This window comes from Nocardia sp. NPDC004718 (genome assembly GCF_053601535.1).
Genome location: NZ_JBSGCA010000018.1, coordinates 12,355 through 24,905 on the forward strand (window position 1 = coordinate 12,355; position 12,551 = coordinate 24,905).

A 12,551-nucleotide genomic window follows, 5' to 3' on the forward strand; every position below is an offset into this window, starting at 1 on the left:
GCGGCGCTTAGCGATCGATGGTGCGCGTGCATCAGCGCGTGAAGAAAAATTGCGATACGTTCCTTTGCGCATATATGCATAATTTCCACCTATCGCCGAGGTTCCGATCCGGCCGGACCCACACAGAGCAGCACGGACGCCGGGGGCGGACTGTTTCGTCATAGACCAGGCGTGATGTGAATCCAGTGCTAGAGGACGTCGCCGATGGCAACAGTCGCTGCGGCCATGATCCGGCGCGCGAGGTCCGATCCGTCGACCGGGCCGGTGGTGTCGACGGCGACGACCGGCGTGAGCGCGAGCGGTTCGGCCAGGCGCGCCCAGTGGTCCCAGTCGTGCGCGAGGTGCGCGTCGTCGTGGTACAGGGCGGCACGCGTACGGCCGCGGTATCGGTCGCGGGCGAGTTCGGGCGGAACCGAGCACCAGACCTCCACCGCTCGCGTCGCGCCCGATTTCGCGATGCCGTTGGCGGCGTATCGCGCATCTCGGGGTTTGAACCACCACGAGTCGATCAGCGCGACACCGGGCAGCGCGGCGGCGAGCGCCCACGCGGCCTCGGTCGCGATCGCCCCGATATTCGGTAGTACCGCGGTGTGATCGAGCCCTGAGCCCAGCGCCTCTTTGATGGCGTCCCGCGTGATCAAGTGCGCACCGAGCTCGAGCGCCAGCGCCGGAGCCAAGGTGGACTTCCCGGAGCCGGGCAGTCCGTTGACGAGAACGAGTAGTTCGCAGATGGTGACGAACCTCCGGGGCGATCGAGGAGAACAAGTCGGCGAAGGTCTGATTCTCGTTGCGCCGCGCCATGACCGGCAAGCCTGAAGGGGGCGTGTTCGGCCAGTGAACCTATCGCTGATGGTTTCCCAGACATGGGGGATCTCACTTCGCTCTCCGCGCATACGCTGCACCGCATAGCGCTAGATGATCGATAGCTATATCTCGATCCGGATGTCTGGACGGATGCGTGGCAAATGTCTGGTTTCGATCAGATCGGCTCAACCAGTGGTAGGCCCTGCGGAGGAGGTTGTAATGGGTGAGGGGCGCGGAGTTCATCTGTGCGGCAGTGTGCCGTTGGCGGATGCGGAAACAGTCTTCTCCGAGGCGGCGCGGCGAATCGGCAAGCACTTGAAGCGCATTCCGGATGGGGAGACCGGAGTTCGGGACAACTGGGTAGTGTGGCAGTTGCCCAAGATGCAGGCACATCCGGACCTGGAAACCATTCCGCCGCCGAGCCCCGAGTACGGGCCGAGCGAGCGGGTGCGGCCCAAGCCCGGCGTGGACGCGGCGTCGATCGACTTCGGTCCCTTGGGTTACGCGGAGGCGGCGCTGGAATCCTGGCGAGTCTTCCACCGGCTGCGCGAGGACGGGACGATCCCCGCGGGCATTCGGTTCCAGGTGAGCTTGCCAACACCTATCGCGGTGATCGGTGCGTTCGTCGCGGGTCCGCAGGGCGAGTTGGAGCGCAGGTACGAGGCGCGGCTGCTCGACGAACTCGCCGTCATCCTCGATACGATCCCGGCCGAAGACCTTGCGGTGCAGTGGGATGCCGCGGTCGAGTTCGCGATCTTCGAGGGCATCTTCCCGTCGTGGTTCGGCGCCGACTACCCGACGCAGCTCGAGGAAGTGGGGCGGCGGCTCGTTCGGCTGGGCGATGCTGTGCCCGAGTCGGTAAGTCTTGGTTATCACCTGTGCTATGGCGATTTCGGTCACCAGCACTTCGCCGAACCCGCCGATACCGGCAAGCTGGCTGCGGTCGCCGGCCGTATCCTGGCCGGGCTGGAGCGGCGGGTCGACTGGATTCACCTGCCGGTTCCGCGCTCGCGTACCGATGCCGACTATTTCAAGCCTCTGGCCGATCTTGTTTTGCCCTCCGGAACGGACTTGTACCTCGGGCTGGTGCACGCCACCGACGGCCGTGCCGGCGCGCTGGCACGAATCGAAGCTGCCCGCTCGGTGGTCCGCGAGTTCGGCATCGCCACCGAGTGCGGTATGGGCCGCCGTCCGGCCGGTCAGATTTCCACGTTGCTGGATCTGCACGCGGAACTCGCGGACTTGCTGGCTTGAATCCTCCTCGACGCCGGGCCATATTCGGGGTTGGACCCGGCGCCGAGCCGCGAACCGGCGCGGGTAGGGTTCGCGTGTCCGGGCCGTTCGAGTCCGTTGGCGAGCCAGGGGGAGTGGCATGCAGGATTCGGCGACTGCGCGAGATCGACTTCGGAGGCGGGTGGTCGGCCGAACGCGTGGTTGATGGAGCGGCAGGTGCCCGCGCCCGACCACGATCGGCTCGACCATCGCGGTCCGATCCGTGGCGCGGAGACACGGCGTGAAGTCGCCACTCGACTCGGTGCGTGTGTGCGCAACCACGACCACATCGTCGTAACGCACGGCTACGCGCTGACATTCGTCCTCACCACGTGGATGATGCTGCCGGTGGAGGCCGCCGGTTTCGTGTCGTTCGCAACCGCGCCCGGCGCGATCACACATCTGCGGCATGACGACTAACTGGCGCAACCACGCGATGCTCAGCCTCGCCGATACGGCTCACCTGGATGCCGGGGAGATGAGGCTTATTCGAACCGGAGGAGCGGTTACCAGTCCTCTAGTTGACATAATGTTGATTATCGGCGAAGTTTCGGCCTGGTCGGAGGGAGTGCTTGAGGGCCCGTATGTCGCGCTGTTCGATCCGCTGTGCGGCATCGGGTCGAACCGGTGAGGCTCTGGGGTTGTCGGGCCTGTGTGGGTCTGGATAGGTGTGTTCTGCGTGGTCGAATCATGTGTCTATATATGCATAGTTATGCATGTGTCAGGTTATCGTTGTGGATTTATCTTCCGCACCCTTCTTCCCCGCTCTTCCCTGCCCATAGTTTTGTCACTGTGACGAAGCGCGGCTCGGGCACAAAGCTATGTGACGGCGTCGTTCAGCGACGGCAACCCACTTGATGGGCACGATGACGTCACGAACCGGGTTTGCCGGGGCACAGCTCTCGGTAGGGCACGTCGGGCGAGATCCAGTCTTTCCACTGCTGATGGCTCGGATTCGAGGCCAGCTTGTCGCATAGCGCGTCCATCCATGCGGCGGGCGCCGGCAGCTGCCAGATGCCGCCGCCGACGAATGGCGGATTGCCGTCGAGGGAGACTTGCATGGCGGCAATGAAGATGCGTCGGCCGTCGTGGCTGAACTTGACGTGGGAGGCTTTGCCTGCTGCCGTCGTGTCGACGGCCTCGCCGACCTGGCTTCCTGTGGTGGTATCCCAAAACCGCAGTGTGCTGTCGGCGCAGATCGAGACCAGATGGCGGCCATCGGGACTGTAGGCGATGTCTACCTGCCGGTCGGAGCCTTCCATCGGCGGGCCGACCGCCTCGCCGCTCTCGGCGTCCCATTGCTGGATTGTTTTCCCGCTCAACCCGGCGATGCGCCGGCCATCGGGGCTGATCGTCATGTCGGCGAAACCGAAAGCGTTGGGGCTGCCGATGGGCTTGCCGATCGCTCGTCCGGTCGCGGTGTCCCAGATCCGAATCGAGTCCGTGCTGCGGGAATACAGGTGGTGACCGTCGTCGCTGAAGGCAACGGATCGGACGCCGTATTGGTGACCGGTCATCGGCTTGCCGATCTGCCGGCCGTTTCGCCAGTCCCAGAGTCGGACTGTCTTGTCGTTGCTCGCGGTTGCGATTGTCTGGCCGCTGGGGTCGAATTTCACGTAGTTCACGTAGTCGTCGTGCCCTCTGATCGGCTCGCCGTGCGGCTGTCCGTTGGAGGTGTCCACGATATGGACTTCTTTTCCGGTCGCGACTGCGAGCCAGCGGTGGTCGGGGCTCAGGTCGAACTCTCGGATTCCGCGAAGTGCCTCCGTGACAATGGTGGGGCCGACCGGTTCGCCGGTATCGGCGTCGAAGGTTCGGAAGGTGTCGTTGTGAAACTCTCGGACGCGCGGGCGATCGGCTGTAGTGTCCAGCCCGTAGCCTCCCTCGGCCGGTGTGCTGGCCGCCCTGCTGCCACCCGTTCTCGTGGTGAGTGCCGCATCGGTATCGGCGTTCGACACCTGGACGGTGTCGCTGGATACCGAAACGATCCGATTCCCTTGCCGGGTGAAGGCGACATCCGACACTGGTCCTTGGAACTGGAGCGGATGGCCGATCGGCTGACCGGTGCGTGCGTCCCATAGTCGTACGGTCTTGTCGCTGCTTCCGGTGGCGATACGGCCGCCGTCCGGGCTGAATGCCACAGACTGTATCGCTCCGTAGTTTCCGAAGACCGGTGTGCCGATTGTCTCGCCGGTGTCGGCGTTCCACAGCCGTAGAGGTGAACCGGCGCTGATCAATGTGCCGACGCCCACGGTGGAGCCGCCTGCGGCGACGGTATGGCCGTCTGGGCTGAATGCCACGCTCAAGGTCGCGTCATTGTCGCCCATGTGGGGGTCGCCGCCGCCCCGCAACGGTTCACCCAGTGCCGACCCGGTACGTGCGTCCCATAGGCGAACGGTATTGTCCCCGCCGGCTGAAGCCAGGTGCCGCCCGTCTGGGCTGAACGCCACAGCGTATATTCGGCCGACGTGTCCTGTCAGCGGACTTCCGAGTAGCTGCCCGGTCTCCGCGTCCCACAACCGCAAAGTGTCCGCGGTGCCTGCGCGGTCTGTGTCCGCCGCGGCGACCCGGTGCCCGTCGGAACTGACCGCCACGACATCGGCGTCATTCATAGTGCCGGTCATCGGCTGACCGATGGGCTGTGGGAGGGCTGAGTCCCATACTCGGATCGTCTTGTCCGCGCTGATTATCGCGACAAATCGGCCGTCCGAACTCGGTTTTACCGCGCGGGTGGTCTTGGGATCTGCGAACGGCTTTCCTATCGGCTGCCCGGTGTCGGTGTCGAGTAGTCGAGTTCCCGAAGGGGTGGGCGCTGCGATTCGCTGACCGTCAGTGCTGAGCATGGGGAGTCCGAGACCGCCACTGGGTGGGTCGATGATCTTCTGCAGTTGGGGCTTTTTGCTCAATGCGGTGACCAGTGCGCCGATGTTCGGATTCGCCGAGATGCGCTGCGCGGCGAGCAGTTTGGCTATTGCCTGTAGTTCGCTGCCGGGTTGGCCTCCTGCGAGCATCGCCTGTGCTTGTGAGGTGAGTCGTTCGGCGAGTGCCTCACGGCTGCGATCGTCGGCTTCCCGGCGTTTCGCGTTGGCGTCGTTGCGGGCGGCGATCGCCAGTACGAAGCCGGTGACCGCGACCAGGGCCACCGCGAGTGTCAGGGCGAGTACCGCACGCAGGACTTTGGTGCGTTTGTGCAGCACGGCCGCATGTGCTTGAGCCTCGTCTCGACGTTGCTGCGCGTTGCGCAGTTCGGCCTCTCGGCGTTGCCGCTCGGCCTCCGCTTCGGCGTCCTCGCGCTCCTTGGACGCGTCGAGGAACTCCGCTGTGTGCCGAACCCGGTCGGTGAACATCGGGGAGTTCGCCAACTGCGTCGCTGTGGCGAGTCGAGCACCTTCGATCAGCCACTCCGGGCTGCGCGCGTTGCGCTCCCAGTCCGCGGCTGCGCGATCGAGGTTGTCGGCGTCCTTCAGGTCCTTGGCCTGTTCCTGCAGCCACCGCGCCAGTGGGCTCCATTGCCGGAAGAGGCTTTCCAGCCCGACCTCGATCACCGTCTCGCCGCCACGTTCGTTCTTGACGAGTAGTCGCCGGGCGACCATGGCATTGATCAGGTCGTGGCTGGCGGGCGGCAGTTCGCTCCAGCGTGCGACTCGGCGCGAGGGCTGGTCGGTGTTCGGATCGACGGTGGCGAGCCAGGGGATGAACGCCGCGTGGAGCACGTCGAGTTGCTGTGACCGAAGGTCGGGATCCGCGGCGAGTAACGTATCGATTTCGGTGTGGACGATATGCTGCATGCCGCCCATCGATTGATAGTTGGCGAGGGTGAGTTCTCCGGTGCTGCCGTAATCGAGGTAGAGGCGTGAGAGCGTCAGCGCGAGGAGCGGCAGGCTGTCTGCGCCGCCGGTGGCGTCGATCACCAGCTGGGCGACGAGTGCGGGGGCGAGACTCAGACGCAGGCCTGCGGTGGTCGCGCGAGCGGCCGGTCCGGTGATCACCTCTTTGAATTCGCTCACCGGCATCGGTTTCAAGTCACTGAATTCCCTGGTGTGCACGCCGAGCAATTCCGGCGCTGTCTGTAGGGCCTCATATCGGTCGGCTCGAATAGTCGCCACCGCGATCGTGGGCACATCGGCGATCGCGTTGGATTGCAGCAGATCGCCGAGTAACCCGAGGCATGTGGCTGCCTCTGGCCCGGCCTCGATGGTGAATAATTCCTCGGCTTGATCGATCGGCAGGATCAGTGTCGGGGCCGCGGCTGGGTTGAGCGGATCATGCTGGGCCTCGCGGAGCCAGTTCGACAGCTGGCCGGTGTCGCCTGCCAGGCAGGCTGCTTTGATGTCACCGAGCGCGGGACCGGTCAGGCCGGCGCGGGATCTGAGTTGCAGGATGGCGTGGGCGAGGCCTTGATCTCCGGTGATCGCGGCGCGTTCGGGGCGGACGATGTCGCACAGCAGGAAGTTGTCGCGGTCACGGTGCAGCCTGGGAAGGAGCCCGGCGCGCAGGAATGACGACTTCCCGACACCGGAGGGGCCGAGTACGACGAACAGGCCTTCGACACCCGTCGAGCGCATGCCGCGAAGGACGTCGAGGCCGCGCAGGATTTGTGGGTCGCGGCCGAAGAAGATGGCCGCGTCGACATCCTCCATGGATTGCCAGCCGCGGTACGGTGCGCGGCCGGGGTCGCCCGGTGGTGGCCAGGGGAAATGTTCGGCACCGATTCCGGCTTCGCGGAGGCCGCGGAGCATTCTGTGCAGGCCGTCGCTCGCGAGAACGGTCGGTGTGCCGCCGTCTTCGGATGCGATGGTGGTGACCGGGCTGTGCCCGTCGGGGAAGAGGTCACAGAATTGCCACTCGCGGGTTTTCTCTCCGCGCGCCGCGGGATCGATGCGAGCGCAGAAGATCCGTTTGTTGAGCGATTCCGCGTGACGGAATTCGGCCAGGCACTCGGGTGAACGTTCCCAATCAGGGGAGATCAAGCAGATCACCGCTTCGCAGCGATCGACCGCACGGACGAGTTCGGATTTCCAGCGGGTCCCTGGCGCGATACCGGTCCGGGAGTCGACATCGAGGAATATTTCCCCGCTCAGGCTCGGTTCGTTCTCGGTCAGCCACCGGGTGACGGCCACCGCGGATGCCTTATCGCGGCTGGAATGGCTCACGAATACCCGGTACATACGGAGGATGCTGTCGCGGACGGCGACAGGTGGCGCGAGTAGTGGACTACTCGTTCTGTGTGGAGCTGCCGGTGGCCGGATCGGCCGGTTGCGCGGTGCTGAAGAGGGCTTGCTGCGGTGTATCGGATTGGCGCGTCATCTGCGGTCGGGTGGTTCTTCGGTCCACTTCGCGACCCACGTCTGGTTCTCGGCGGCGATTACGCTTTCGCAGTCGTCGACGAAGGCCGTCCACCGCTGTTCGTCGGTCGGTGCTCCCTCTGCCCTCCACTCCTGCAGCAGCTGTTGGAGGCGGCGTGCCGTCGCCGCATAACTCATCACCAGGAACTCGTACCGGCGACCGGTCAGATGACCGGCGACGCCCGCGCTGAGCGTTGTCAGCACCGCTACCCACGGTGTGAGCGTGGAGGCCAGGGAGGTGGGAGTCGAGACGGTCGCGGTGCCGGCGAGCACCGCGGCGACGGTTGCGAGGACGGTGGCGGCCAGACCGAGTACGAGGGTCCATGTCCGTAGGCGCCGCGCTCGTTCGGCGTATTGGTGCGCCCTGTGCTCGTAATAGTTCGTGATCTGGTGCTGTACCCGGAGGCGCACGTAGTCTTCGGGGGCCAGTAGAGGTGGTGCCTCGGTATCCGAGCGTGGGCTGCTGCCTGTTGGTGTGGAGCTGGTGTCGTTCTCGGTCACGTAGGGCAGAAGATCGTCGGCCTTCTCCTCGATCTCGGCGATCGCCCGGTGCAGGCTGAGCAAGGCACTGTCGCCGAGGAAGGGGCGTGCTCGTGCCCGGAACCGGTAGATCACCTGCTTGATGTTCTCTGCCACTGCGCGGGCACGCGACCAGCGGCGGAATTCGGCGGGTGTGAGGAAATGAGCGGTGAGGAAGGTCGCCACGGCGAGGCAGACGGCGCCGATGGTGGTCACTACGAGTTGCGGCAGGCCGGATGTCCGCAGAATGGTCGCGGTCATCGCCGCCGCGATTGCCCCGACGCCGCCGAGGATCAGTACAGTGGCGCGAGCGCGGTCCGCACGCCTTTTCCCGGCATCGGCGGCGTGTGCCCAACGGGCTCTCCTCGCCCACAGTGAGGCGACTACATCGTCTTCGTAGGTCACCACGTTTCTCCTCGGCTCGGCTTCCTCGCATTGTCACCTCCTCGGACAGCGACGTCAGGGAATGGCGCGGCTGAGGTTCGGTAGGTCTTGGATTTTTCCTAGATAGCACTCCCCTGGCCTAGCGGCGTGTGTGGTTGCGTCGTCATGGCGTGATCGTCCGCCTCACCTCATGGATTTCGCTGCGCAGTCCAGTGATCGGTGATTGGCTCTGGTTGTGGTGGCCAGTTGCGGGCACGCTGGGGCGGTGCTGGTTCGTCGGTTGGTCGCGTTGTATGCCGGATTGTGGTTGTACGGGTTCTCGATGGCGGTGATGGTGCGGGCTGGGCTCGGGCTGGATCCGTGGGATGTGTTCCATCAAGGTGTGGCGCGGCACGTGCCGATCAGTTTCGGTGCTGTCACGGCGGTTACGGGTGTCGCGGTGCTGTTGGCGTGGATTCCGCTGCGGCAGTTGCCGGGGCTGGGCACGGTGAGCAATGTCGTGGTGATCGCGGTGTCGGTCGATGCGGGGCTTGCGTGGCTGCCGTCGTGGGATGCGCTGGCGGTGCGGGTCTGCGCCATGGCGGCCGCGGTTGTGCTGAACGCGGTGGCGAGTGTGTTGTACATCGGGGCGGGGATGGGCCCGGGTCCGCGGGATGGACTGATGACTGGACTGGTTCGGCGGACCGGTCGATCGGTGTGGGTGGTGCGCACGGCGATCGAGGTGACGGTGTTGGTGACGGGATTCGCGTTGGGCGGCAGCGTCGGTATCGGAACACTGGTCTACGCCTTCGGGATCGGGCCGCTGATTCACCTGATGATTCCCGCGGTGAACCGATTCCTGCCGGGGTTCTCGCCGCCGAATCCGGCGCCTGCCGTCGGCGGTCGAGCGGTGGAGGTCCCGACCGTGTAGCCGGGCGGCCCGACTCCCCTACTCCCCCATGGGCTTCGCTTCACCGCGGGTTCAGCGGTCCAGTTCGGATCTGGCGCGCTCCCGCCACCTACTCGCCTCGATTCTGCTCGACTCCGGTGTGCGGGTGTCGAGCGACCGCGACGTGCGGAGCACGGCATAGCTACCGCACGGTCCGAGACATTCGGCAGTCGTCGGCGTCGTCTCACCACACGGGGTTGCCGTGGGTCGGAACAATGCTGGAGTTCGTATGACGATCCCCCGATTCGGCGGCGCGCACGGGATCGAGCCGCTGTCCATCCAGGTAGGTTGGCACGGCCCGTGATCGGGATACTCTACGGGGGAAATCGCTGGCGGCGAGCGGTATGTCCGGGTGACAATCCCGGATGTGTCCGCTCTGCTGCCCGATGTGGTCGCCGCCGAAGTGTTCGCCGCGGGAACGCAGCCCACCTTGCGAGGTGAGACAGTGGTGGTGCGCCCCTGGACGAACGCCGACGCGGCGGTGATCCAGGCCGTCTACCAGGATCCGGATATCCAGCGCTGGCATGTTCGCGATGTCGTTTCCGAGGCCGAGGCGCGGGAGTTGATCGCACGTTGGCAGGCGGGGTGGCGTAATGGTGACGGCCCGCAGTGGGCGGTCGTCGTCGGCGACGTGGTGGCGGGCAGGGTCGGGTTGCGGCATGTGGCACCCGCGGATGGCGTGGCGGGGATCGCGTACTGGACGACTCCGGGATGGCGGGGCCGCGGCGTGACGCCGGCCGCGGTCGAGACGGTGACCCGGTGGGCGTTCGAGGTGGGTTTCCATCGGCTGGAGGTGTCGCACTCGGTGCGTAATACCGCGTCCTGCCGTGCGGCGGTGAAGGCGGGATTCGCGCCGGAGGGTGTCCGGCGCAGTGCTGGGTTGCACGCGGACGGTTGGCACGACATGCATCTGCATGCCCGCATCCGCCCGGCATAGATCCCTGTACGGAGGGAGCTGTCCCAGATAGTCTGTGGGAAGCGATCCGGCAGAAGGTGAAAATTCATGAGTGCGACCACCATTGCCCGTCAGTGCACGTTGTGCGAGGCGCACTGCGGAATTCTCGTCACGGTCTCCGGTGACCGGGTGACGCGGATCGAGGGCAATCCGCAGGACGTGCTGTCGAAGGGGTACATCTGCCCGAAGGCGACGGCGATGGGTGGGTTGCACCACGACCCGGATCGGTTGCGGACGCCGGTGCGGCGGGTGGGTTCGTCGTTCGAGCCGATCGGCTGGGACGAGGCATTCGACGAGATCGGTCGGCGGTTGCGCAAGGTGCGTCGCGAGCACGGCAACAGCGCGATCGGCATGTATCTGGGGAATCCGGCCGCGCACAGCTCGTCGGTGCTGTACGCGGTGTTGCTGCGGGCTGTGCTGCTGACGCGGAACTTCTTCTCGGCGTCGTCGATCGATCAGTTCCCGCAGGAGTTCGTCGCGTGGCGGATGTTCGGCTCGAATGTGCTGATGCCGGTGACCGATATCGATCGGACCGACCGCCTGGTGATCCTGGGGGCGAATCCGGCGGTGTCGAACGGGTCGGTGACGACCATGCCGAATGCGAAGCAGCGGATCCGGGACGTGCGGCGGCGCGGCGGGAAGGTCGTGGTGATCGACCCTCGGCGGACCGAGACGGCGCGGCTGGCCGATCAGCACGTCGCGGTGGCTGCCGGCGGTGATGTGTATCTGCTGCTGGCGATGTTGCATGTGCTGGTCGCCGAAGATCTGTGTGACGTGAAGGCGATTCGCGCGTCGAGCACCGGCTGGGAGCAGTTGTGTGCGCTGGTGGCCGAGGCGTCGCCGGAGCAGATGGCGCAGTACGCGGGAGTGGACGCGGAGACGATTCGCGGGCTGGCTCGAGAGCACGCGGCGGCGCCCTCCGCGGTGCTGTACGCGCGGATCGGGGTGTGCCAGCAGGTGACCGGCACGTTGACGCATTGGCTGGTGAACACGATCAACGCGGTGACGGGCAACTTGGATCGGGCGGGTGGGCAGATGTTCGCGACGCCGCCGATCGATGCGCCGCGGTATGCGAAGTATCTGCCGATGGGGTATGGGGCGTGGACCGACAGTTCCGGGACCTACAAGTCGTTCCGATCGGAGTTGCCGGTGGCTGCGCTGGCGCAGGAGATGTCGGCCGAGGGGGCGGGCCGGATCCGCGCGATGATCACGTATGCGGGCAATCCGGTGTTGTCCACGCCGCAGCGCGGACGGTTGGGGGCGGCGCTGGACGGGCTGGATTTCTATGTGGCCGTGGACATGTACGTCACGGAGACGACGCGGCACGCGGACATCATCCTGCCGCCGATCTCGCCGTTGGAGCGCGATGACGTCAACATCCTGTTCCCGGTGTTCAGTGTGCGCAACAATCTGCGTTTCGACGCGCGCGTGTTCGAGCCGCCCGCCGATGGGCTGGAGGATTGGCAGATCATGGCGCGGTTGGTCACCGAAATGGTGCCGTTGCCTGCGCGGCGGCTCACCGCGCGGGTGCTCAACGCGGTGTTCGATCGGGTCAGCCCCGTGCGGATCGCCACGCTCGGGGTGGCGGCGGGGCCGTACGGGGTGTTGCGGCGGGGTCGCAAGGGTTTGACGGTGGGCAAGGCGCGTTCGGCGGCGGGCGGTATCGATCTGGGTCCGTTGCGGCCGAGGCTGCGGTCGCTGCTCGGGACGAAGGATCGGAAGGTGCATGTGGCGCCGGAGGATTTCGTGGCGGCCGCGCGTGAAGTTCTCGCGGACGCGCAGCGGGGTCAGGCGGTGACCGCGCCTGCCGACGGCTACGACTTGAAGTTGATCGGTCGCCGTCATCTGCGCAGCAACAATTCGTGGCTGCACAATGTGCCGTCGATGGTGAAGGGGCGCGATCGTTGCACGGCGCTGATGCATCCGCAGGATGCGGCGGCGCGCGGGTTGCGCGACGGTGAGCCGGTGACGGTGCGTTCGCGCACCGGGGCGATCGTGGTGCCGTTGGAGGTCAGCGACGACATCCGGGCCGGGACGGTGGCGATCCCGCACGGGTGGGGACATCAGGAGCCGGGTGTCGGGTGGACGGTGGCGGCGTCGCTGCCGGGCGCGAATGTGAACCTGCTGCACGATCCGGCGGTGACCGACACGTTCTCGGGGACGGCGGCGGTGAACAACACGTGGGTGACGGTGACGCGGGCGTCGGTCGACTCCGGGGAGCGTGTGGACCTCAGCGAGCGCGAAGCCGCGCCGACCGCTTGACGAGTGTGGACCGCGGGGTGGGCGGCCATCGCGAGGTCGGTGGTTCAGGTCTCCCCCCGGTTACCGCATGCAAGGCGCGTTG

General features: G+C 66.0%; 8 protein-coding genes. 5 read left to right on the forward strand and 3 right to left on the reverse strand.

Translation table 11 applies throughout. The features are described from left to right. Positions 1-188: 188 nt before the first annotated feature. Positions 189-893 (reverse strand): AAA family ATPase, encoded by a 705-nt coding sequence (locus tag ACWEH3_RS15905; RefSeq protein WP_450017498.1) that lies wholly within the window; start codon positions 891-893, stop codon positions 189-191. 130 nt (positions 894-1,023) lie between these two features. Between ACWEH3_RS15905 and ACWEH3_RS15910 the strand changes: the two genes are divergently transcribed. After that, a complete protein-coding gene (locus tag ACWEH3_RS15910) occupies positions 1,024-2,058 on the forward strand; it encodes a hypothetical protein (protein ID WP_450017496.1) in 1,035 nt (344 codons plus the stop codon). Positions 2,059-2,253: 195 nt separating this feature from the next. Further along, on the forward strand, positions 2,254-2,496 hold the full coding sequence (locus ACWEH3_RS15915) for a hypothetical protein (RefSeq protein ID WP_450017494.1): 243 nt from the start codon (positions 2,254-2,256) through the stop codon (positions 2,494-2,496). A 452-nt stretch (positions 2,497-2,948) separates the two neighbouring features. Here the strand turns inward: ACWEH3_RS15915 and ACWEH3_RS15920 are convergent, their stop codons facing one another. Together ACWEH3_RS15920 and ACWEH3_RS15925 are read right to left on the reverse strand one after the other, a co-directional pair. Then, positions 2,949-7,229, reverse strand: a complete 4,281-nt coding sequence (locus tag ACWEH3_RS15920; RefSeq protein ID WP_450017492.1) for an nSTAND1 domain-containing NTPase — start codon at positions 7,227-7,229, stop codon at positions 2,949-2,951. Between the two features lie 150 nt (positions 7,230-7,379). After that, on the reverse strand, positions 7,380-8,345 hold the full coding sequence (locus tag ACWEH3_RS15925; RefSeq protein ID WP_450017491.1) for a DUF4231 domain-containing protein: 966 nt from the start codon (positions 8,343-8,345) through the stop codon (positions 7,380-7,382). A gap of 244 nt (positions 8,346-8,589) precedes the next feature. Between ACWEH3_RS15925 and yczE the strand changes: the two genes are divergently transcribed. The 3 genes from yczE to ACWEH3_RS15940 all read left to right on the forward strand — a co-directional run bounded on the left by yczE (position 8,590) and on the right by ACWEH3_RS15940 (position 12,469). After that, a complete protein-coding gene (gene yczE, locus ACWEH3_RS15930) occupies positions 8,590-9,234 on the forward strand; it encodes a membrane protein YczE (protein ID WP_450017490.1) in 645 nt (214 codons plus the stop codon). A 385-nt stretch (positions 9,235-9,619) separates the two neighbouring features. After that, a complete protein-coding gene (locus tag ACWEH3_RS15935) occupies positions 9,620-10,189 on the forward strand; it encodes a GNAT family N-acetyltransferase (RefSeq protein WP_450017488.1) in 570 nt (189 codons plus the stop codon). 66 nt (positions 10,190-10,255) lie between these two features. Beyond that, entirely contained in the window at positions 10,256-12,469 is a 2,214-nt protein-coding gene (locus tag ACWEH3_RS15940) for a molybdopterin oxidoreductase family protein (protein ID WP_450017486.1), read from the forward strand. Positions 12,470-12,551 lie beyond the last annotated feature (82 nt).

Excerpts from the sequence above, each read along its gene's own strand:
- ACWEH3_RS15905 (WP_450017498.1), bottom strand. The coding sequence starts at position 893 with ATGCGCGGAGAGCGAAGTGAGATCCCCCATGTCTGGGAAACCATCAGC.
- ACWEH3_RS15910 (WP_450017496.1), top strand. The coding sequence starts at position 1,024 with ATGGGTGAGGGGCGCGGAGTTCATCTGTGCGGCAGTGTGCCGTTGGCG.
- ACWEH3_RS15940 (WP_450017486.1), top strand. The coding sequence starts at position 10,256 with ATGAGTGCGACCACCATTGCCCGTCAGTGCACGTTGTGCGAGGCGCAC.